Source organism: Ectothiorhodospira lacustris, from assembly GCF_022227845.1.
Taxonomy (GTDB): domain Bacteria; phylum Pseudomonadota; class Gammaproteobacteria; order Ectothiorhodospirales; family Ectothiorhodospiraceae; genus Ectothiorhodospira; species Ectothiorhodospira lacustris.
Genome location: NZ_JAJNQN010000004.1, coordinates 56,250 through 77,319, shown reverse-complemented (window position 1 = coordinate 77,319; position 21,070 = coordinate 56,250). Strand labels below are relative to the sequence as shown.

Annotated in this window: 20 protein-coding genes; 14 read left to right on the top strand and 6 right to left on the bottom strand. The window is 63.4% G+C overall.

The window, feature by feature from the left end:
- Nucleotides 1-8: 8 nt before the first annotated feature.
- The 4 genes from LQ956_RS04700 to LQ956_RS04685 are packed head-to-tail and all read right to left on the bottom strand — an operon-like array spanning nt 9 to nt 1,764.
- Nucleotides 9-299 carry a cation:proton antiporter gene (locus LQ956_RS04700; protein ID WP_238621623.1) on the bottom strand — a complete coding sequence of 97 codons (291 nt, stop codon included), beginning with the start codon at nt 297-299 and terminating at the stop codon, nt 9-11.
- A gap of 5 nt (nt 300-304) precedes the next feature.
- Complete coding sequence (locus LQ956_RS04695) at nt 305-580, bottom strand: MrpF/PhaF family protein (protein ID WP_238621613.1); 276 nt, start codon at nt 578-580, stop codon at nt 305-307.
- Between the two features lies 1 nt (nt 581).
- Nucleotides 582-1,094: a Na+/H+ antiporter subunit E gene (locus LQ956_RS04690; RefSeq protein ID WP_238621614.1), complete on the bottom strand. Its 513-nt coding sequence runs from the start codon at nt 1,092-1,094 to the stop codon at nt 582-584.
- Between the two features lie 40 nt (nt 1,095-1,134).
- Nucleotides 1,135-1,764, bottom strand: a complete 630-nt coding sequence (locus LQ956_RS04685; protein WP_238621615.1) for a YdbL family probable chaperone protein — start codon at nt 1,762-1,764, stop codon at nt 1,135-1,137.
- Nucleotides 1,765-2,355: 591 nt separating this feature from the next.
- On the opposite strand from LQ956_RS04685, the gene metG reads away from it, so the two are divergent.
- The gene (gene metG / locus LQ956_RS04680) at nt 2,356-4,383 is read left to right on the top strand and encodes a methionine--tRNA ligase (protein WP_238621616.1); all 2,028 of its coding nucleotides are present in this window, start codon (nt 2,356-2,358) and stop codon (nt 4,381-4,383) included.
- 7 nt (nt 4,384-4,390) lie between these two features.
- On the opposite strand, the gene LQ956_RS04675 is transcribed toward metG, so the two are convergent.
- The gene (locus LQ956_RS04675; RefSeq protein WP_238629612.1) at nt 4,391-4,597 is read right to left on the bottom strand and encodes a hypothetical protein; all 207 of its coding nucleotides are present in this window, start codon (nt 4,595-4,597) and stop codon (nt 4,391-4,393) included.
- A 116-nt stretch (nt 4,598-4,713) separates the two neighbouring features.
- Between LQ956_RS04675 and cysB the strand changes: the two genes are divergently transcribed.
- From cysB to LQ956_RS04615, 12 genes are all read left to right on the top strand, one after another.
- Nucleotides 4,714-5,688 (top strand): HTH-type transcriptional regulator CysB, encoded by a 975-nt coding sequence (gene cysB, locus LQ956_RS04670; protein ID WP_238621618.1) that lies wholly within the window; start codon nt 4,714-4,716, stop codon nt 5,686-5,688.
- 355 nt (nt 5,689-6,043) lie between these two features.
- Nucleotides 6,044-7,033 carry a LysR substrate-binding domain-containing protein gene (locus tag LQ956_RS04665; RefSeq protein ID WP_238621619.1) on the top strand — a complete coding sequence of 330 codons (990 nt, stop codon included), beginning with the start codon at nt 6,044-6,046 and terminating at the stop codon, nt 7,031-7,033.
- Nucleotides 7,034-7,113: 80 nt separating this feature from the next.
- The gene (locus LQ956_RS04660) at nt 7,114-7,740 is read left to right on the top strand and encodes a methylthioribulose 1-phosphate dehydratase (RefSeq protein ID WP_238621620.1); all 627 of its coding nucleotides are present in this window, start codon (nt 7,114-7,116) and stop codon (nt 7,738-7,740) included.
- A 31-nt stretch (nt 7,741-7,771) separates the two neighbouring features.
- Entirely contained in the window at nt 7,772-8,452 is a 681-nt protein-coding gene (gene mtnC / locus LQ956_RS04655; protein ID WP_238621621.1) for an acireductone synthase, read from the top strand.
- Between the two features lie 81 nt (nt 8,453-8,533).
- Nucleotides 8,534-9,112 carry an electron transport complex subunit RsxA gene (gene rsxA / locus LQ956_RS04650; protein ID WP_238629613.1) on the top strand — a complete coding sequence of 193 codons (579 nt, stop codon included), beginning with the start codon at nt 8,534-8,536 and terminating at the stop codon, nt 9,110-9,112.
- Between the two features lie 41 nt (nt 9,113-9,153).
- Nucleotides 9,154-9,741 (top strand): electron transport complex subunit RsxB, encoded by a 588-nt coding sequence (gene rsxB / locus LQ956_RS04645; protein ID WP_238622536.1) that lies wholly within the window; start codon nt 9,154-9,156, stop codon nt 9,739-9,741.
- Between the two features lie 32 nt (nt 9,742-9,773).
- Nucleotides 9,774-11,384 (top strand): electron transport complex subunit RsxC, encoded by a 1,611-nt coding sequence (rsxC, locus tag LQ956_RS04640; protein WP_238622535.1) that lies wholly within the window; start codon nt 9,774-9,776, stop codon nt 11,382-11,384.
- Nucleotides 11,384-12,430, top strand: coding sequence for an electron transport complex subunit RsxD (gene rsxD, locus LQ956_RS04635; RefSeq protein WP_238622534.1), 1,047 nt, complete (start codon nt 11,384-11,386; stop codon nt 12,428-12,430). The genes rsxC and rsxD overlap by 1 nt, the downstream gene beginning before the upstream one ends.
- A gap of 4 nt (nt 12,431-12,434) precedes the next feature.
- Nucleotides 12,435-13,082 carry an electron transport complex subunit RsxG gene (rsxG, locus tag LQ956_RS04630; protein WP_238629614.1) on the top strand — a complete coding sequence of 216 codons (648 nt, stop codon included), beginning with the start codon at nt 12,435-12,437 and terminating at the stop codon, nt 13,080-13,082.
- A complete protein-coding gene (locus LQ956_RS04625) occupies nt 13,075-13,761 on the top strand; it encodes an electron transport complex subunit E (protein WP_238622532.1) in 687 nt (228 codons plus the stop codon). The genes rsxG and LQ956_RS04625 overlap by 8 nt, the downstream gene beginning before the upstream one ends.
- A 9-nt stretch (nt 13,762-13,770) precedes the next feature.
- Entirely contained in the window at nt 13,771-14,418 is a 648-nt protein-coding gene (gene nth / locus LQ956_RS04620; protein ID WP_238629615.1) for an endonuclease III, read from the top strand.
- 118 nt (nt 14,419-14,536) lie between these two features.
- The gene (locus LQ956_RS04615) at nt 14,537-17,560 is read left to right on the top strand and encodes a sensor domain-containing protein (RefSeq protein ID WP_238630365.1); all 3,024 of its coding nucleotides are present in this window, start codon (nt 14,537-14,539) and stop codon (nt 17,558-17,560) included.
- Here the strand turns inward: LQ956_RS04615 and LQ956_RS04610 are convergent.
- Complete coding sequence (locus LQ956_RS04610) at nt 17,555-18,310, bottom strand: flagellar brake protein (RefSeq protein WP_238629617.1); 756 nt, start codon at nt 18,308-18,310, stop codon at nt 17,555-17,557. The two genes, LQ956_RS04615 and LQ956_RS04610, sit on opposite strands and share 6 nt — an antisense overlap.
- Nucleotides 18,311-18,609: 299 nt before the next feature.
- Between LQ956_RS04610 and LQ956_RS04605 the strand changes: the two genes are divergently transcribed.
- Entirely contained in the window at nt 18,610-21,045 is a 2,436-nt protein-coding gene (locus tag LQ956_RS04605; protein WP_238629618.1) for a sensor domain-containing protein, read from the top strand.
- Nucleotides 21,046-21,070: the final 25 nt, after the last annotated feature.

Genomic DNA, 21,070 nt, shown 5'->3' with positions numbered 1-21,070 from the left:
AGTGGGCCTCAGGCTCGGTGGGATTCTCGGCGGCGCGCCCGTTGGGCCACCAGGTGGCAGCCGGCCGCGCCGCCGGCCAGCACCAGGGCCCAGATCAGGATCAGTTTGAACACCTGAGGCAGGCTGCCCGCCTGCAGGGCCACCCCTGCCGCCACCAGCCCCAGCCCCAGATTATCGGCCTTGGTCAAGGCGTGCAGCCGGGTGTACACATCCGGGAATCGCAGCATGCCGACACTGCCGGCGGCAAAGAACACAAGCCCCATCACGACCAGTCCCATGCTGATGACATCCATGACCAGATTCATCATGACTGATCGCCCCCCTCCCGGGGCAAGCCCCTCTGTCTGACAAAGGCCACCGTGGCCACCGCCGCCAGCAGGGCGAAGACCAGGGCCACGTCCACGAGGGCCGGCTGTTCCATGGCCAGGGACAGCAGCAACAGGATGGCCACCCCGGCGGTGCCGAAGAGTTGGGCTGCCAGCATCCGGTCCCCCGGAGTGGGACCGGACAGCACCCGCACCATGCCCACGGCGACGGTGAGAAGCAGGAACAGGGCGCCGAAAAGCCAGAATGCGGTCATGTCACGAGGCCTCCAGCTGCAGACTAAAAAGGGCCGCCACCCGGTTTTCCAGCCGGCGCAGTGAGGGATGCAGGGGCATGCCCACGTCCAGCACATGGAGCTGAATACGGCGCTGATGCAGCCCCACACTCAAGGTACCCGGGAGCAGACCGATCACATTCATGAAAAAGGTCAGTGCCGGTCCCGGCGGTAGCCGGACCGGGTAGTCGATGAACCCGGGGGCCAGCGGCATGCGCGGCGACAAGGCCCGGCGGGAGACATCCAGCCCGCCGACGAAGGACTGCCAGAGGAAGAACCCCATGAACACCACCAGACCGCGCAAGGACAGACGGTAGCGCCGCCCCGGCGGCAGGGTAAAGACCGAGGCGGCAGCCAGTAAGGCCACGGGGACGCCGATGACCCAGCCACCCGGATCACCGTCGGTCAGGATCCACCACAGGGCCAGACAGGCCGACAGGGTGACCAGGAAACGGCGCCAGGGGGGTGGGGCTGAGGGTTGGCATCGGACCGACATGGTAGGGATTGTAGCCGATGAAGCCATTCAACCCGGCCGGCTACTTCTGCCGCCACTGCCCCCGCTCATCCTGGTACCAGTACCCTCGCGGGGCTTCCTGCACCCAGACGCGGGCGAAGGTGCTGCGGATATCCGACTCCCACTCGGGCCGGTCATTGGCCCGGGCAATCTCCCGGTACAGGGCGTTGCGATCGGCGTTTTCCTCCGTCACCAGGCGTTGCACCGCAGCCCGGTCCCGCAGGGGCACGGCATTGAGGTCACGCAGGGTCACCAGTCCGTCCCGGGTGAAGCCGATGGCCCCGGAGGCAAAATGGGGCTGCAGTGCCGGCGTCCGTGACCGCATGGAGGCCCGCAGGGCATCGATGCCGGCGGTACGGATGTTGATGTTGGCCTGCTGAGCCTGAGCTGGGGGGATGATCGCATCCAGGATCAATGCCAGGACACGCTGAACGCCGCCCTCCAGGCGGGCATCCGGCGCCGTCGGCGCGGCCGACGGGCTGTCCTCGGCGGGTTGGGCCGTCTCACCCAGCACGTCCCGCACGATGGTGCGGGCGGCATCCTCGGCGGCCGCCGCGGGGAAATAGATGTTGATGGTGACACAGGCGGTCAGGAGCAGCACGGTGCCGAACCAGGCCAGGTGTCGGGGTAATGCAGTGAAGTGGCGTGTCATGGCAATGCATCCTTGGGTTCGTTGACATCCGCGAACAGCAAACGGTTCGGCGTCCAATCTAACCTGAAAAAACATCAAAACCCTACAGGGGAAGGCTGAAAAAGGCTCTTTTGTCACTTCCCGAGCAGTTTGCCGTCATTCCTGCGCATTCTTCCACCACGCCTGCACCACCTTCGTCACTCCCGCGCATTCCTCCGTCGCCCCTGCACCACCTTCCGTCACTCCCGCGAAAGCGGGAGCCCATGTTTTTCAGCCCGTGACTGGATTCCCGCTTGCGCGGAAATGACGATGGGGGAAATCCTCAGGAGCACCGGCACCGACTGGATTCCCGCCTGCGCGGGAATGACGATGGGGGAAATCCTCAGGAGCGCCGGCACCGACTGGATTCCCGCTTGCGCGGGAATGACGATGGGGGAATCCCCAGGAGCGCCGGCACCGACTGGATTCCCGCTTGCGCGGAAATGACGGAAATGCGGGAATAGCTGGGATGGAGGGAGATGACTTGCTCAGAACTTCATGGAGGGCCAACAAACTGGCCCCGACCGGCCCGACCTGCTACCTTTAATCATTTTCCCTGCCCCCGCCAAGATCATGACATCCGACACTCGCAACATTCTGGTCACCAGCGCCCTGCCCTATGCCAACGGTCCCATCCACTTGGGTCATCTGGTGGAATACATCCAGACTGACATCTGGGTGCGTTTCCAGAAGATGCGCGGCAACACGTGCCTCTATGTCTGCGCCGATGATGCCCACGGCACCCCCATCATGCTCAAGGCCCGCAGCGAGGGCATCACCCCGGAGGCCCTGATCGAACGCATCGGCCGGGAGCACCGGGCGGATTTTGCCGGCTTCCTGGTGGACTTCGACCACTACCACAGCACCCATTCGGAAGAAAACCGCCATTTTGCCGAACTGATTTACACCCGACTGCGGGATGCCGGACACATCGCCCGGCGCACCATCCGCCAGGCCTATGACCCGGAAGCGAAGATGTTCCTGCCGGATCGCTTCATCAAGGGGGAATGCCCCCGTTGCGGCGCGGCGGACCAATACGGAGACTCCTGCGAGGCCTGCGGCGCCACCTACGCCCCCACGGATCTGAAGAATCCGGTCTCCGCCATCTCCGGTGCCACACCGGTGGAAAAGGAGTCCGAGCACTATTTCTTCAAGTTGGGCGACTTCCACGCCATGCTGCGGGAATGGACCGGCTCCGGCAGCCTGCAGGGGGAGATCCGCAACAAGCTGCGGGAATGGTTCGAGGCGGGCCTGAACGATTGGGACATCTCCCGCGACGCCCCCTACTGGGGTTTCGAGATCCCCGATGCGCCGGGCAAATACTTCTACGTCTGGCTGGATGCCCCCATCGGCTACATGGCCAGCTTCAAGCACTACTGCGAGCAGCATGGCCTGGATTTCGACGCTTGGTGGCGCGCCGACAGCACGGCGGAGCTGCATCATTTCATCGGCAAGGACATCGCCTACTTCCACACCCTGTTCTGGCCCGCCATGCTCAGCGGCGCGGGCTTTCGTACCCCCACGGCGGTGCACTGCCACGGCTTTCTCACCGTCAACGGCCAGAAGATGTCCAAGTCCCGGGGCACCTTCATCAAGGCCCGCACCTATCTGGACCACCTGCAACCGGAATACCTGCGCTACTACTTTGCCGCCAAGCTCGGCCCCGGCGTGGACGACATCGACCTGTCCCTGGACGATTTCATCGCCCGGGTGAACAGCGACCTGGTGGGCAAGGCGGTGAACATCGCCTCCCGTTGCGCCGGGTTCATCCACAAGGGCTTTGCCGGCCGCCTGGCCGACAGCCTGCCGGACCCGGATCTGTATGACCGCTACGTGCGGGCCGGGGAAGAGATTGCCGGACTCTATGAACGGCGGGAATTCGGCCAGGCCATGCGGGAGATCATGGCCTTGGCGGACGTGGCCAATCAGTACGTGGACGAACAGAAACCCTGGGTCCTGGCCAAGCAGGAAGACGGTCAGGCCCATGTCCAGGCCGTCTGCACCCAGGGCATCAACCTGTTCCGGGCCATTCTCACCTATCTGCGGCCGGTACTGCCGTCCATGGCGGAGAAAGCGGAAGGGTTCCTGGGCGTTCCCGCGCTCACCTGGACGGCGGTGCAACAGCCCCTGGTGGGCACCCGCATCAACACTTACGAACCCCTGATGACCCGGGTGGATCCACAGGCAGTGCAGACCATGCTGGAGGCCTCGAAGGAAAGCCTGGCACCCACGCCGATCCAGCCCAAGGGGCCGCTGGCCCAGGATCCGATCCGGGAGGAGATCACCTATGACGACTTCGCCAAAGTGGATCTGCGCATCGCCCGCATCAGTCGGGCCGAGCATGTGGAAGGCGCCGACAAGCTGCTGCGCCTGACCCTGGACCTGGGTGGCGAGACCCGACAGGTCTTCGCCGGGATCAAGTCGGCCTATGACCCGGCAGACCTGGAAGGACGCCTGACGGTGATGGTGGCCAACCTGGCACCGCGCAAGATGAAGTTCGGCCTGTCCGAAGGCATGGTGCTTGCCGCCGGTCCCGGCGGCAAGGATCTGTTCATCCTGTCACCGGATACTGGCGCCCAGCCGGGCATGCGGGTGAAATAGCCGGCCTCTAGCCGGCGGCGACCGGGATGTGGTGACTGAAACCGGGTGCGTGGGCCTGCCGGCTTGGCAGGCCTCGCTGCCCGGCGCCCTGATGCACCGTATTCAATTCTTCTTCCAGGTGACGCAGTTCACGCTCCAGCGCCACCATGCGGCGTCTGAGCACAACTTCCCGATAATGGGCCTGGGCCGGGGTATGAATGCTGGACTGGGCCATGACGGGATCTCCTCATTTGATTGAAATCAAATCTAGCAATCCCCACTGACGGGTTGAAAGAATATAAATTTGTGTTGTAATCACTCAAGAGAATTAGCAACACACCCCGAGCCCCTATGAAGCTCCAGCAGCTGCGCTACCTGAAGGCCATCGTCGAAAACAACCTCAACGTGACGGAGGCTGCCGAGCGCCTGTTCACCTCCCAACCCGGGGTCAGCAAGCAGGTGAAGCTGCTGGAAGAAGAACTGGGGCTGGAGATCTTCCACCGCAGCGGCAAGCACTTCACCCACGTCACCCCGGCCGGCCGCCAGATCATGGCCCGGGCCGAAAACATCCTTGGGGAAGTGCAGAACATCCGCGCCCTGGCGGAAGACTTCAGGGATGAAGAACGGGGCACCCTGCGCATCGCCACCACCCATACCCAGGCCCGCTACTTCCTGCCGCCCCTGATCACCCAATTCCGACGCCGCTATCCCCGGGTGCACCTGCTCATCCATCAAGGCACACCGGTACAGATCTCCCAGATGGCCGCCTCCGGCGAAGTGGACTTTGCCATTGCCACCGAGGCCATCGCCGTGAACCGGGAATTGCTCATGATTCCCGCCTATCGCTGGCACCATTGCGTGGTGGTTGACAAGGGACATCCGCTCACCCGGGTCAAACCCCTCGCCCTGGAAGACGTGGCCGGCTACCCCATCGTCACCTATGTGCACGGTTTTTCCGGCCGTGGCCGGCTGGAACAGGATTTTGCCAACGCAGGCGTCGCGCCGGAGATCGTGCTGAGCGCGGCGGACTCGGACGTCATCAAGACCTACGTCAGGCTGGGACTGGGGATCGGCATCATTGCCCATATGGCCTACGAGCCCGGTCAGGATACGGATCTGGCCTATCTGGATGCCAAGGCACTGTTCACCGGCAATGTCACCCGGGTAGGCTTCCGCAAAGGGGTCTACCTGCGCCGCTTCATGTGCCACTTCATGGAACTGATCGCCCCCCATGCGGGAGAAGACACGATCCATGAGGCCTTGAATGCCCGGACCCAGGAGAGCGTGGACCGGATCTTCGAGGGGATGACCCTGCCCGAGCATTAGAATTTGCCGACAGGCCGACTCCCCCGGGGAGGGAGATGCGTACAGGCCATTGCCGCGCCGGCGGGAATCCGGTCACGGGCTGGGAATTCTGGACTCCCACTTTCGCGGGAGTGACGGCAAAGGACTCGCGGGAGTGACGGCAACGGGCTTGTTCGGGACAATGGCTGAGGCCTCGTCCGGAATAGCGGCAAAGGGCTTGCTCGGAGTGACGGCAAAGGACTTGTTCGCTGTTTCCCAAGGGAGTGGATACATAACGCAAGATTATATATGTATACTTGACCTGATACAGGCAACGCTCCATCTTGGGGCCGATTGATCCGGGGCTCGACCGCCTTGATCACAGGATAATCTCGACATGAAACTCCAGCAACTCCGCTATCTGCAGGCCATTGCACGCTACAACCTCAACATCTCCGAAGCCGCGGACCGCCTGGCCACCTCGCAGCCGGGGATCAGCAAGCAGATCCGACTGCTGGAGGAAGAACTGGGTGTCCCCCTGTTCCAGCGCAACGGCAAGCATCTGTCCGGCATGACCGCCGTCGGACGCCGGGTGCTGGAATACAGCGAAGTCATCCTCAGGGAGGTGGAAAACATCCGTGCGGCGGCGGAAGAAGCCCGGGACGAGCAGGCCGGCGATCTGCGCATTGCCACCACCCATGCCCAGGCCCGCTACATCCTGCCCCCCATCGTGGACGCCTTCCGCCATCGGTTTCCCCGGGTCAGGGTACAGATTCACCAGGGGACGCCGCGGCAGATTGCCGACATGCTCTCCCATGACGAGGTGGACTTCATCGTCGCCACCGAGCCCATGCTGGCCTCCGGCCAGGTGATCGTGTTGCCCGCCTACCGCTGGTCCCACTGCGTGGTGGTGCCCAAGGGGCATGAACTGGCCGGAGCCGACGCCATTCCCCTGGAACGGCTGGCGGATTACCCCATCGTCACCTATCTGGACGGTTTCAGCGGTCGCACCAAGCTGGATGCGGACTTCCGACGTGCCGGACTCACCCCGGACGTGGTGCTGACGGCAGCGGACGCGGACGTCATCAAGACCTACGTACGGCACGGCATGGGGGTGGGCATCATCGCCCGTATCGCCCTGGAGAAGGGTCATGATGACGATCTGGTAGCCCTGGACACTGAACCCGGGCTGTCGGAAAACATCACCCGCATCGGGTTTCGTCGGGGCGCCTGGCTGCGCGGCTACATGTATGATTTCATTACTCTGCTGGCTCCCCACCTCACCCATGAGCATGTGGCTCGGGCCGCCCAGAATCCGGATCCGGAAAACCTGGAAGCCCTGTGCCGCAACATGAAGGTCCCCGAGGGCATCTCTCACTGCGCCTGAACGGATGGGGGCGGCGGGATGGACGCGGCCGCATGGGTCGCGTACATTAACCCGCTGTTTTTCCCTTTGATCAGGCAGGTATGGAAGAGACACACGAGCACCTTGAGGCACGTGCCGCCCAACTCATTTCGGCAGGAAGCTTCTTCTATCATCGGGGCTGGATGCCGGCCGCTGCCGGCAACCTCTCGGCGCGCCTGGACGATCACCGCATGGTGATCACCGAATCCGGCCGCCACAAGGGTGAACTCGGACGCGACGGCCTGATGATGGTGGACCTGGACGGCAACGTCCTTTCCCCCGGCAAGCAGCCCTCCGCAGAAACTTTTCTGCACATCATCCTCTATCGCCGTTCCCCGCGAATCGGCGCCGTGATGCATACCCATTCCGTCAGCGCCACAGTCCTGTCCCGCATCGTGGAAGGCGCTGAGCTGACCCTCACCGACTGCGAAGTCCTCAAGGCCCTGCCGGGCATCCCCGCCCATGAGGCCTCAATCACGCTCCCCATCTTCGGCAACGACCAGGAGATCCCCCAGCTGGCGGCCCAGGTGGATGATCACATGAACCGGCATCCGGACACCCCCGGCTACCTCATCGAGGGTCACGGCTTCTATACCTGGGGTCATGATGTGGCCGAAGCCCGACATCATGTGGAAGCCTTTGAATTCCTCTTTGACTGTGAACTGCAGCTGCGCAGACTCAAGCCATGATGACACCCATCCAGACCCGGAAACCGCGGCCATGATCAGGGCCATCATCACCGACATCGAAGGCACCCTGTCCGGGGTCTCCTTCACCCGGGAAGTCCTGCTGCCCCACGCGGTGGAGCACCTGCCTGAGTTTGTGCATACCCACCGCAATGTGCCGGAGGTGAAACGCCTGCTGGCCGATATCCGAGCCTATGCCGGCGGTTCTCTCGATGACGAGGCCCTGATGCAACGCATGGTGGCCTGGATGTCGGCGGATCAGAAGATCACGCCCCTCAAGGCCCTGCAGGGCCTGATCTGGGAGGAAGGCTACCGCCGGGGGGATTTCAAGGGACAGATCTACCCGGATGCCGTGGCCTGCCTGCGGGCCTGGCATGACCGGGGCATCACGCTGCACATATTCTCTTCCGGCTCGGTGCGTGCCCAGGAGGACTTCCTGGCCCACAGCGAGGCCGGCGATCTGCGCCCCCTGTTCAGCGGCAACTTCGACACCCGTATCGGCGGCAAGACCCACATCGCGGCCTACAAGCTCATCACCGAACGCATCCGGTGCGCCCCCGGCGAAGCCCTGTTCCTTTGCGACGATACGCGGGAGCTGGATGCCGCGGCCGCGGCTGGCCTGCGGACCACCCTGGTACAGCGACAGGGCGCGGCCGACTGCAATGGCCTCCATCCGGTGGTAACGGATTTTCACCAGATCCGGCTGGAGCATTGAGCACCATGTCATTTCCCCAATGTCCGCCCGGTTGCAGGCGTCACACCGGGTAGCGGATACTCATCTGAGAGCGGGAGTCCCATGTCCGAGTACGCACTGATCCTGGTCAGCACTGTCCTGGTCAACAACTTCGTCCTGGTGAAATTCCTGGGCCTGTGCCCGTTCATGGGGGTTTCAAAGAAGGTGGAGACGGCCATCGGCATGAGCCTGGCCACCACCTTCGTGCTGACCCTGTCCTCGGTCTGCAGTTATCTGGTCAACGAGTACCTGCTGGCCCCCTTCGGCCTGGAATATCTGCGTACCATCGCCTTCATCCTGGTGATTGCCGCCGTGGTGCAGTTCACCGAGATGGTGGTACACAAGACCAGCCCGCTGCTTTATAACGTACTGGGGATCTTTTTGCCCCTGATCACCACTAACTGTGCGGTGCTCGGAGTGGCCCTGCTGAACGTGCAGGAAAGCCATGGCTTCCTGGAGTCGGTGATGTACGGCCTGGGTGCCGCCGCCGGCTTCTCCCTGGTCATGATCCTGTTTGCCGCCATGCGCGAGCGGGTCGCCGCTGCGGATGTGCCGGCGCCGTTCCGCGGCAGTGCCATCGCGCTGGTCACCGCAGGCCTCATGTCACTGGCGTTCATGGGTTTTTTGGGGCTGGCCCCCTGAACCGGATGCCGTAACCGACGAGCCAGGAGATGTAACCGCCCATGCTTGCCGCCGTTCTAGTCATCAGTTCCCTGTCTGCCCTGTTCGGCATGATCCTGGGCTATTCCGCCATCCGTTTTCGCGTGGAAAGCGATCCAGTGGTGGAAAGGATCGACAACATGCTGCCCCAGACCCAATGCGGTCAGTGCGGCTTCGCGGGCTGTCGCCCCTATGCCGCCGCCATCGCCGAGGGCAAGGCGGACATCAACCTCTGCCCTCCGGGGGGCAGTGGCCTGCTCACGGCCCTCGCCGATCTTCTGGGCCGCGACGCCAAGCCCATCGCCGGCAAGGTCAAGGAAAAGGCCCTGGCTCACATCGACGAAAACAGCTGCATCGGCTGCACCCTGTGCGTGCAGGCCTGTCCGGTGGATGCCATCATCGGCGCGGCCAAGCAGCTGCACACCGTCGTCGAAGCCCAGTGCACCGGCTGCGAACTGTGCCTGATGCCCTGCCCGGTGGACTGCATCCGCATGATACCCATCGCCCAGGATCTCAATACCTGGAAATGGCCTTTCCCCATGGACACCGCCGCTGACCGCCTCTGTCTGGTGGATCTGGCCCGACCGGCATCCGCGGGCTCCGGCGCCTGAGGCGCCAAAGCCCCCGCTGACCACGACACCCCATGACTGCAAGTTCCCACAAACTCTGGCGATTCCACGGCGGCGTCAAGCTGCCCGATCACAAGGCGGAAAGCACCACCGAGCCGGTGGCCGTCGCCCCCCTGCCGCCGCGACTGATCCTGCCGTTGCGACAGCACATCGGCGAGGCCGCCGTGCCGGTGGTCAAACGCGGTGAACAGGTCAGGAAGGGACAACTCATCGCCCGTTCGGACACCTACGTGGGCGCCCACATCCATGCCCCCACCTCCGGCCGCATCGTCCTCATTGGTGATCAGCCGGTGCCCCACCCCTCCGGCCTGTCCGCCCCCTGCATCGTCATCGAAGCCGACGGCGAAGATGACTGGGGCGACAGCCGGATGCCGCCCATCGAAGACTACCGCAACATCGACCCCGTCAAGCTACGCAACCGGGTACGTGATGCGGGGATCGTGGGCCTGGGCGGGGCCGCCTTTCCCGCGGCGGTGAAGCTCAACCCCCGGCCCCAGCAGAAGATCGACACACTGGTGATCAACGGCGCCGAGTGCGAGCCTTACATCACCTGCGACGACATGCTCATGCGCACCCAGGCGGAAGCAGTGATCGCCGGCATGCACCTGGTACGCCGCGCCTTGAAGCCGGAGCGCTGCCTGTTCGGCATTGAGGACAACAAGCCCGAGGCCATCCGCGCCATGACCGAGGCCCTGGGCGGCGAAGAACGGGACAATATCCGCATCGTCGCCATCCCCAGCATCTACCCCACCGGCGGCGAACGCCAGCTCGTACGCGTACTCACCGGTCGCGAAGTGCCCAGCGAAGGCCTGCCCGCCGACGTGGGCGTGGTCTGCCACAACGTGGGTACCCTCGCCGCCATCTACCGGGCCGTGGTCCTGGGTGAACCCCTGATCTCCCGCCTGGTGACGGTCACCGGCAGCGGCGTCAACCGCCCCCGCAACCTGCAGGTCTACCTGGGCACCCCGGTGGCAGACCTGATTGCCCTGGCCGGGGGCTACACCGACGACGTGGAACGACTCATCATGGGCGGCCCCATGATGGGCTTTGCCCTGGCCAGCGACGCAGTGCCCATCATCAAGGGCGGCAACTGCGTCATCGCCGCTCGCACCGCCGACGTGGAGCGCCCAGGCCCGGTGATGCCCTGCATCCGCTGCGGGGAATGCGTCAAGGCCTGCCCTGCCGGCCTGCTGCCCCAACAGCTGTACTGGTTCAGCCGTGCCCGTGACTTTGAAAAGGCCCAGGAATACAGCCTGTTCGACTGCATCGAATGCGGCTGCTGCGCTCACGTCTGCCCCAGCAACATCCCGCTGGTGCAGTACTACCGCTTTGCCAAGAACGAAATCTGGTCCCAGGAACGGGAACGTCGCCAGGCCGAGGCCGCCAAGCAGCGCCATGAACTGCGACGGGAACGCCTGGAACGGGAAGAACGGGAAAAGGCCGAGCGCATGAAGCGCAAGCAGGCCACTACCCAGCAGACGACCGCCACCGATGGGGCGGAAGATCCCAAGCAGGCGGTGATCCGTGCCGCCCTGGCACGGGCCCAGGCCCGCAAGGCCGACCGGGAAGCACAGGGCACGAATGCCGCCGCTCCGGTCTCCGATAACGACGACGAAACCCGCTGATGCGCTTCAAGACCTTCAGTTCGCCACACATGGCGCCCGCCCGCAGTGTCAACCGGGTCATGGGACAGGTACTGCTGGCCCTCATCCCCGGCACCGCGGCCATGACCTGGTATTTCGGCTGGGGCGTGCTGATCAACGTCTCTCTGGCCGTCACCGTCGCCCTGGCCTGCGAGGCCCTGATGCTGCTGGTACGCGGCCGCGCACTGACGCCCCACATCACCGACCTGAGCGCGGTACTGGCCGGCTGGCTGTTTGCCCTGGCCGTGCCGCCGCTGACCCCCTGGTGGGTCACCCTGGTGGGAGTGGGCTTTGCCATGGTGATGGCCAAACACCTCTACGGCGGCCTGGGATACAACCCCTTCAATCCGGCCATGGTGGGCTATGTGGTGGTGCTGATCTCCTTCCCCCGGGAAATGACCCTGTGGCTGAGTCCTTCCGTCATCGCCGAGCTGAACCTGAGCCTGCCCCAGGCCTTCACCGCCATCTTTGCCGGGCGCCTGCCGGACGGACTGACCTGGGACATGATCACCGCCGCCACGCCGCTGGACCGGATGCAGACGGGGGTGGGACTGGCACACCCCATCAGCGAGATCCAGACCTCGCCCTTCTTCGGCTATCTGGGCGGCGTGGGCTGGGAGTGGATCGGCCTGTGGTTCTTGGTGGGCGGCCTGTGGCTGCTCAAGCGCCGGGTCATCGGCTGGCAGATCCCGGTGGCCATGCTGGGCGCCCTCACCCTGCTCTCCGGCCTGTTCTGGCTCATCAACCCGGAGATCTACGCCTCCCCTCTGTTCCATGTCTTCAGCGGCGCCGCCATTCTCGGTGCCTTCTTCATCGCCACCGACCCGGTCTCCGCCAGCACCACGCCCCGGGGACGCCTGATCTTCGGTGCCGGGGTGGGGGCGCTGGTGTTCGTCATCCGTACCTGGGGGGGCTATGCGGAAGGAGTGGCCTTCGCGGTCCTGCTCATGAACATGATGGTGCCCCTGATCGATCACTACACCCAGCCCCGGGTCTTCGGCAAGACTGCCGCCGGCAAGGAGGGCTAGGAACGTGTTGCGGGAAATCTATCTCACCACGGCCCTGCTGGCCGCCTTCGGACTGGTGGGGGCCGGACTGGTGGCCCTGGTCCACATGGGCACGGCGGAACGCATCGAAGCCAACCGGGAAGCGGCCACCCTGGCGCGCCTGCATGACATCCTCCCCGACGGCGAATACGACAACGAGATCATCAACGACACCACCGTGCTCAGCCACGCCCTGCTCGGTGGCGGCAACCATCTGGTCTACCGGGCGCGCCTGGCCGATGAACCGGTGGCTGCGGTATTCTCCGTGACCGCCCGCGGCGGCTACTCCGGTGATATCCATCTGCTGGTGGGCGTGCGCGCAGACGGCCGGGTGGCCGGGGTGCGGGTGGTCAGCCACCGAGAGACCCCGGGCCTGGGCGATGACATCGAGGCCGACCGCTCCGACTGGATCCTGGGCTTTGACGACCTGGAACTGGGCAATCCGCCGGTGGAACGCTGGGCGGTGCAACGGGACGGCGGCATCTTCGACCAGTTCACCGGGGCCACCATCACCCCTCGGGCGGTGGTGCGTGCGGTACGCGATACCCTGATCTACTTCGACACCCATCGGGAACAGGTATTCGAGCCGATGCCCGTCGATGACACGGATGAAGAGGCGCACACTGATGAATGACACCCCCTACGGCAAGATCGTCGCCGATGGCCTCTGGTACAACAACGCCGCCCTGGTGCAGCTGTTGGGCCTGTGCCCCCTGCTGGCCATCTCCGGCACGGTGGTCAATGCCCTGGGGCTGGGACTGGCCACCACCCTGACCCTGATCGCCTCCAACGTCAGCGTCTCCTTCATCCGCAACTGGGTGCGACCGGAGATCCGCATCCCCATCTATGTGCTCATCATCGCCTCGGTGGTCACCGCCATCGAACTGGCCATGAATGCCTACTTCCATGAACTCTACCTGGTGCTGGGGATCTTCATCCCGCTGATCGTGACCAACTGCGCCATCATCGGTCGGGCCGAGGCCTTTGCCTCCAAGCACACCATCCCCAAGGCCTTTGTCGACGGGCTGATCATGGGTATCGGCTTCACCCTGGTGCTGGTGGCCCTGGGTGCCATGCGCGAGGCCATCGGCCAGGGCACCCTGTTCGATCAGGCGCACCTGATGTTCGGCGAGGCGGCACGGGGACTCACCGTGACCCTGATCGAAGACTACCGGGGCTTTTTGCTGGCCATCCTGCCACCGGGGGCCTTCATCGGCCTGGGCCTCTTGCTGGCCATGAAGAACCTGGTGGATGACCGACTGGAGAAACGAGCAGCCCGTCGCGCCGAAGCCCTCAGGGAGGCCCGGGCCTGAGGCGGACGGATGAACAATGACAAGCGCCGGGAGATATTCACCCGCTGGCGGGCGGCCAACCCCCACCCCGCCACGGAATTGAACTACCGCACCCCGTTTGAACTGCTGATCGCCGTGATCCTCTCGGCTCAGGCCACCGACAAGGGTGTCAACAAGGCCACGGCCCTGCTGTTCCCCGTGGCCGACACCCCCCAGGCCATCCTCGACCTGGGGCTGGAAGGGCTCAAGGGCTACATCCGTACCATCGGCCTGTACAACAGCAAGGCGGAAAACATCATCCGGACCTGCCGTATCCTGGTGGATCAGTGGCAAGGTGAAGTGCCCCGTGAGCGGGCCGCCCTGGAAGCCCTGCCCGGGGTCGGGCGCAAGACCGCCAACGTGGTGCTGAACACCGCCTTCGGCGAACCCACCATCGCCGTCGATACCCATATCTTCCGCGTCGCCAACCGCACCGGGATCGCGCCGGGCAAGACCCCGTCGGCGGTGGAAACACGACTGCTGCGCGTGGTGCCCGCCGAATTCAGACAGGACGCCCATCACTGGATGATCCTGCATGGCCGCTATACTTGTACCGCTCGCGCCCCCAAGTGCGGGCAATGCCTGATCGCCGATCTTTGTGATTTCAAGGACAAAGTCCCGTCCCCGGCCTCCACGTAAGGGCCGGGGGAGCCTCGGGCGGGACCAGCGTACGACAGGAGTCCGGCAAGTTTGCGGCCGGAGATGACATGCTCGGGTTGCGGCCCGACCTGGGCCTGGAGGTCACGGGATGTTGGAAATGGAAACCGAAAAGACACGCTACCTCTACGAGGGGTTGCCCGCCACCACGGCGGTGTCTATCGGCGCGGCCGCCATCCTGGGCCTGATTCATTTGCCCGTGCTGCCGGCCCTCCCGCTGCTGGGCTGGTTCTGCCTCGTCCTGCTGGTCGCTCTGCTCCGGGGCAGACTGTGGCTGGCCTTTCGGCGCACCGACACCCCCGAGCACCCTGTCTGGCTGTGGCGTTTCAGGGCCAGCACCCTGGCCGCCGGCATCGGCTGGGGCATCGGCTGCACCTTGCTCACCCAGTCCGGTGACTTGAGCTTCCAGGCCTTCCTGGCCTTTGCCATCGCCGGCATCACCGCCGGGGCCATCATCGCCCTGGCCACCGACCGGCTGTCCACCCTGTTTCTGGTCGCCCCGATGCTCGTGCCGCTGGCCATTGCCCTGCTGCTACAGGATGGGGCCCTGTCCGTGATGGCCGGATTGATCGTCTGCCTCTTCCTGTTGTTCGTCTTCGTCAGCGCCTCGCGCATTCAGGCCAGTTTCAACGAGAACATCCGTCTACGGGTTCAGGCCGAGGCACAGCACACCACGATTCAGGACAATGAGCTGCGCTGGCGCTTTGCCCTGGAGGGCAGCAATCAGGGTCTGTGGGACTGGAATATCGTCACCGGGCAGACCTATCACTCTCCCCGCTGGGCACTGATGCTGGGTTATGCGCCCGAAGAGATATCCCCGTCGCTTGATGCCTGGGAGGCGCGCCTGCATCCCGACGACCGGGACAGGGTACTGAAGGATCTCCAACGGCACCTGGACGGCCTTGCCCCGATCTACGAGTCGGAATACCGACTGCGTTGCAAGGATGGCCGTTATCTATGGATCCTGGACCAGGGGCAGGTGATCAGCCGGGACTCGCAGGGCAGGCCCACGCGGGTGATCGGGGTGAACAAAGACATCCATCGCCGCAAGGAAGCAGAGCGCCAGCTCCGGGAAGAGCGGCGGCTGTTTGCCACCGGCCCGGTGATGCTCATCATCTGGGAGTCGGTCGAGACCGGACGCATCCTCTATGCCTCGGACAATGCCCTTGACCTGCTGGGATATGCACCGGATGAGCTGCGTACCCCGGGATTCTGCTTTGATGACCTGATCCATCCGGAGGATCGTGCGCGGATACTCAAAGAGCACCGGGAGCACATGGAAGCCGACACGACTCAATTCGAGCAATCCTACCGCCTGCGCCACAAGTCCGGGCACTACCGATGGTTTTACGACTTCACCCGCCCGGAACGCAATGACACGGGACCCACGGGGCGTCTGCGCGGCTATCTGTTCGACCAGACCCGCATCAAGGAGGTGGAGGCGGCGCTGGCAAAAAGCGAACGCTATAACCGCGCCCTGCTGGAGGCCATGCCCGACCTGATGTTCCGCATGAGCCATGACGGGCGTTATCTGGACTGGCATGCCGGTCAGAAAAGCCTCCTTTACAAATCCCCCGAATCCTTCCTGCACAAGAACGTGTCCGACGTGCTGCCCCTGGAGATCGCCGTTCGCCTTCTGGACGCCATTCGGCGAGTCCTGGCGGAGGACCGCATGCATTTCGTGGAATACACGCTGGACGTATCCGGCGACCGGCGCACCTTCGAGGCCCGGCTGGTGAAGCTCAATGACTGGGAGGTCATGTCGGTCATCCGGGATGTGACCGAGCAGAAACAGGCCAATGAGCGCATCGCACAAATGGCCTTCTATGACGCACTGACCCAGCTCCCCAACCGACGCATGCTGCTGGACCGACTCGACAAGGCGGTGGTCTCCGGCAAGCGCAGTGGTCAGTACGGGGCCCTGCTGTTCATGGATCTGGATCGATTCAAGGCCCTGAACGATACCTACGGACACAGCACTGGAGACCTGCTGCTGCAACAGGTGGGGCAGCGGCTCAAGACTTGCGTCAGAGAGATGGACACGGTGGCCCGGCTGGGCGGGGATGAATTCATCGTAATGGTGGAAAACCTGGGTTCGCAGGAAGAAGAGGCCCTGAAGATGGCGCGGGATATCGGCGACAAGATCTTCAATGCCATGGGCAGGCCCTACATCCTCAACACGCTGGAACATGTCGCAACCCCCAGCATCGGCATCAGCCTCTTCAGCGGCCATGCCGTCAGTGCCGAAGAGGTGCTGCAACAGGCCGACATGGCCATGTATGAGATCAAACGTCAGGGGCGCAACGGCATACGCGTCTTCGAACCCTCCATGCAATCGTCACTGGAAACCCGCTCCATCATGGTCCATGAACTGCACCAGGCCATGATCAATCGACATCTGACCCTGTATTACCAGCCACAATATGATCACCATGGCCGCATCCGGGCGGCGGAAGCCTTGCTGCGCTGGCGACACCCCCGGCAAGGCCTCATCAGTGCCGCTCAGGTGATTTCGGTGGCGGAGGAGTCCGGGCTGATGCTCTCCATCGGGCAGTGGATCATGGAACAGGGGTTTCAGGATATGAAACGCTGGTGTGAGCATCGCGACTGGTCAAATGTGGTACTGGCCATCAACCTGAGCCCCAGGCAGTTCCGCCAGCCGGGACTGGAAGCGATGATGACGGAAGCGATTGAAAAAACCGGCGTCGATCCTCATCGCATCCGCCTGGAAGTCAATGAAGAGAGCCTTGATGGGGATATGGGAGAAGCCATTGCCAGGATGCAACGACTCAGGGCTTGCGGCCTGCGCTTTTCCCTGGATGATTTCGGAATCGGGAAACTGTCTGTCGGAGATCTGCGACGGCTACCCCTGGATCAGATCAAGGTCCATGAAAGCTTCCTGCACCGGGCCCTGGACCACGAAGATGATGCTTCCCTGATGCGGGCAGCCCTGTCTCTGGGCGAGGGGCTGGGTCTGGAAGTACTGGCCGAAGGCGTGGAAACGCCGGAGCAAAAAGCCTTTCTGGAGGACCTGGGTTACCGCGCCTTTCAGGGCTATCTGTTCGGACGGCCCATGAGCTGGGGAGAACTGGTGGGCCTGCCGATCGCCTCAAGGCCTTCATAGCCGCCGGGCGGCATCATGCTGAAGCTCCATCAACAAGCGGTTCAATGAGCGATCCGTACTGGGACTGAGTTCCAGAAACAGCACCCCCAGTCTCAGCAGGGACCGACTCTCCAGCACCTGGATGCTTCGCACCTCGGCACGAAGATCCGACCACAGCTGGTTGCCGATGCGAAGCTCCCGGATCAACACGGCATCGCCGATCTGCGGATCATCACCTTCCACCGCCTCGTATTCCAGACACATGCCCTGAATGGAAAGATCCGAAGGGCGACTCTCATGGAGCAGGTCCTCATCCACGTCTACCTGAGCCTCCCCGGCAGGCGGGTGATGCCTGCGTCGCTCCCGAAACCACAGGACATGGCCGTCCATGCCGCGGGGAATCTGCACCCTGAAAGCGTTGCGACGTTGCTGATAATCCAGCGCGTCGGGCCACCGGCAGGCCAACACTTCTTCACCATCGTATTGATCACGACGAATGACGCAGGTATCAAAACGCACCGGCACACCCTGAAGCAAACCGCTCACCGTCAGACGTACCCCCTCTTCAAGCACCTTCACCAGAGCTTCATCGTTGGGAATATCAAACAGCACTTCCTCACCATCAAGATCCGGTTCAATGATCTGGGTGAGCCCTTGCTGCCTGCGCTCCGGGGCATACATCATGAGCAGAGAGCGACTCTGTTTCAACGCGTTGAAAATGCCGGCCTGACGCTTTCGATTGCGAATGAGGGTCGAGGAGTTATGAGTCATCGGGCGGGAACGGATTATTTAAAGTGGCTCGGCGGCCTGAGCCCCGGGGGATAGAGGAGGTACGATCGGCAAATATCGCCCAAGACAACGCCTTGTCCTGAATGAATCGACCAGCCGGGATTCTACAGTATTTTCCAGCCGCAGTGACGCAGACGCGGCCCCGCCACGAACCAAGCCCGGACCCATGCTATGATCATCCAACGACAGCTTCCGCTTCCCAACATACCCTTGGCCGCCTGAAAAGGACCTGACTCAGGACCCGAGCCACACCGGATTATTCAGAGTCATCCCCTCCTTCCATGATCAAGCCCATCAAGCCGCCACCTGACAAGGCACTCCCCGACCAGAAGCCTGAGCGTACGGTGATGACTATCCACACACCTTGTGCCCGTCACTTTGAACAGATGGTCGAGCAGGCTTCCGACGCCATCCTGCTGCTGAACGCCCAGGGCATCATTCAATATGCCAATCAGGCGGCCGCCCACCTGTTCGGCACTCCGGTTGAGCAGCTCCGCGGAGAAATTTTCGGCTTCGTGGTAAGCCCCGACGAACCCATGGAAATCGAGATTGCCCATGCCTCCCGCGGCATTCTGTCCGCCGATCTGCGGGCGGTTCCCATGCGCATGGAAGGTTGGGAAGTATCCGTGGTCTACCTTCGCGATATCACAGAACGCAAGGAAAAACTTCGGGATCAAATGCGGCTTCAGGAGGCCATCAAGGGTGGGCGCATCGGCCTGTTTGACTGGGATCTGCAGACCGGCGAGGTGTACTACTCCCCGGAATGGAAAACACAACTGGGCTACGCTGAAGAAGAGATCGGCCATGACTACACCGCCTGGCAGGCATTGCTGCACCCCGAGGACCGGGAGGCAACGCAAAAACAGGTGACCACGTACCTGGAAAGACCCGATGGGCGCTATATCATGGAATTTCGCATGCGCCACAAGGACGGCTCCTACCGCTGGATGCTGGCCCAGGGCTCAGTCATCCATGGCGCCGACGGCCGGCCGGCACGCATGGTGGGCTCACATCTGGACATCACCGACCGCCGCCGCACCGAGAGCCATTTGCAGCGGCTGGCCTTTGCCGTGGACCAGAGTCCCAGCATTGTCGTCATCACCGATCCCGACGGCGCCATCCAGTACGTCAATCATCGTTTCTGCGACGTGACCGGCTTCGCCCCGGAGGAAATGCTGGGGGCCAATGTCCAGTCCCTGGCGCAACATCCCGTTGAAGACACGGGTCAGCGTCATCTGATGACCACCCTGCAGAGGGAACAAATATGGGAAGGCGAATTCCGCAACCGCAAGAAATCCGGGGAAACCTACTGGGAACAAGCCCGCATCTACCCGGTTCGCGATGAAGACGGCACCATTGTCCAGTACATCAAGCTCGCGGAGGACATCACCGATCGCAAGCAGCTCACGGACCGCCTGGACTTCCTGGCCTTCCACGACAACCTCACCGGGCTGCCCAACCGGGATCTCATGATGGACCGACTGACCCAGGCCCTGGCCCAGGCGCGCCGTGACAAGACCATGCTCGCCGTCGCCTTTCTGGACCTGGACGACTTCAAGACCATCAACGACTCCCTCGGCCATGGGCAGGGGGACCAGCTGCTGCGCCGCGTGGCCGCTCGCCTGAAGGGGCTGCTGCGCGAGGGAGACACGGTGGCGCGCTTTGGTGGTGACGAATTCATCCTCATGCTCACCCAGCTCCATGCCCCCCGGGATGTGGTGCCCGTGGTGGAAAAACTGCAAATGGCCTTCACCCAGCCCATTACGCTGGATAAGGTCACGCTGGTCACCGGCTTTAGCATCGGCCTGGCCATGTACCCCGCCGACAGCGCACGCGCCGAAGACCTGATCCGGCATGCGGATGTCGCCCTGTCACGGGCCAAGGCACACGGCCCTCGCAGTTATCACTTCTATACCCGCGACCTGGACGAGCAACTCCATGAGCGCATGCAGCTGGAGCAGGCCATGCGCCAGGGCCTGGAGCAGGGGCAGTTTCTACTTCACTACCAGCCCCGCGTAGACATGCGCACCAACCGCATACTCAGCATGGAAGCCCTGATCCGCTGGCAACACCCGGACTGGGGCATGGTGATGCCTGGACGTTTCATCCCACTGGCGGAAGAGACCGGGCTGATCCTGGAGCTGGGTTCGGAAGTGCTCAGGCAGGCCTGCCTGCAGATTCGGGCCTGGCAGTCGGAGGGGCAGCCCCTGCTGCCGCTGGCCATCAATCTGTCCCCGCGGGAGTTTCATCAGTCGGATCTGCTGGAACGGATCATGGAGATCATGGAGGAGTTCGCGGTGGACACCCGGCTGATCGAGTTTGAGATCACCGAGAGCGCCGCCATGAGTTCCGTGGAACAGACCATCGACATTCTGTCGCAGCTCACCCGCATGGGCTTTCGCATCTCCATTGACGACTTCGGCACCGCCTATTCCTCCCTGAACTATCTCAAGCGCCTGCCGGTGCAAAGCCTGAAGATCGATCAGTCCTTCGTCAGGGATCTGGCGGACGACCCCGCCGCCCACCCGGAGGATGCCGCCATCATCCGCGCCATCATCGGTCTGGCCGGGAACCTGGGCCTGGAGGTCATCGCAGAGGGGGTGGAAACCACCGCCCAGCGGGATTTTCTGCTGGAGCACGGCTGCCGGGTGGGCCAGGGATTCCTGTTCAGCCGCCCGGTGTCGGCGGCGGAGATCGAGGCGCAGTTCGCCGCCTAACGCCTGAGGGCACAGGCCGGCTGCG

Coding starts and splice junctions, on each gene's coding strand:
- rsxC (WP_238622535.1), top strand. CDS start 9,774: ATGACTGCAAGTTCCCACAAACTCTGGCGATTCCACGGCGGCGTCAAG.
- LQ956_RS04625 (WP_238622532.1), top strand. CDS start 13,075: ATGAATGACACCCCCTACGGCAAGATCGTCGCCGATGGCCTCTGGTAC.
- LQ956_RS04610 (WP_238629617.1), bottom strand. CDS start 18,310: ATGACTCATAACTCCTCGACCCTCATTCGCAATCGAAAGCGTCAGGCC.
- mtnC (WP_238621621.1), top strand. CDS start 7,772: ATGATCAGGGCCATCATCACCGACATCGAAGGCACCCTGTCCGGGGTC.
- nth (WP_238629615.1), top strand. CDS start 13,771: ATGAACAATGACAAGCGCCGGGAGATATTCACCCGCTGGCGGGCGGCC.
- LQ956_RS04665 (WP_238621619.1), top strand. CDS start 6,044: ATGAAACTCCAGCAACTCCGCTATCTGCAGGCCATTGCACGCTACAAC.
- rsxD (WP_238622534.1), top strand. CDS start 11,384: ATGCGCTTCAAGACCTTCAGTTCGCCACACATGGCGCCCGCCCGCAGT.
- LQ956_RS04690 (WP_238621614.1), bottom strand. CDS start 1,094: ATGTCGGTCCGATGCCAACCCTCAGCCCCACCCCCCTGGCGCCGTTTC.
- LQ956_RS04605 (WP_238629618.1), top strand. CDS start 18,610: ATGATCAAGCCCATCAAGCCGCCACCTGACAAGGCACTCCCCGACCAG.
- LQ956_RS04660 (WP_238621620.1), top strand. CDS start 7,114: ATGGAAGAGACACACGAGCACCTTGAGGCACGTGCCGCCCAACTCATT.
- LQ956_RS04685 (WP_238621615.1), bottom strand. CDS start 1,764: ATGACACGCCACTTCACTGCATTACCCCGACACCTGGCCTGGTTCGGC.
- LQ956_RS04615 (WP_238630365.1), top strand. CDS start 14,537: ATGGAAACCGAAAAGACACGCTACCTCTACGAGGGGTTGCCCGCCACC.
- LQ956_RS04695 (WP_238621613.1), bottom strand. CDS start 580: ATGACCGCATTCTGGCTTTTCGGCGCCCTGTTCCTGCTTCTCACCGTC.
- cysB (WP_238621618.1), top strand. CDS start 4,714: ATGAAGCTCCAGCAGCTGCGCTACCTGAAGGCCATCGTCGAAAACAAC.
- metG (WP_238621616.1), top strand. CDS start 2,356: ATGACATCCGACACTCGCAACATTCTGGTCACCAGCGCCCTGCCCTAT.
- rsxA (WP_238629613.1), top strand. CDS start 8,534: ATGTCCGAGTACGCACTGATCCTGGTCAGCACTGTCCTGGTCAACAAC.
- LQ956_RS04675 (WP_238629612.1), bottom strand. CDS start 4,597: ATGGCCCAGTCCAGCATTCATACCCCGGCCCAGGCCCATTATCGGGAA.
- rsxB (WP_238622536.1), top strand. CDS start 9,154: ATGCTTGCCGCCGTTCTAGTCATCAGTTCCCTGTCTGCCCTGTTCGGC.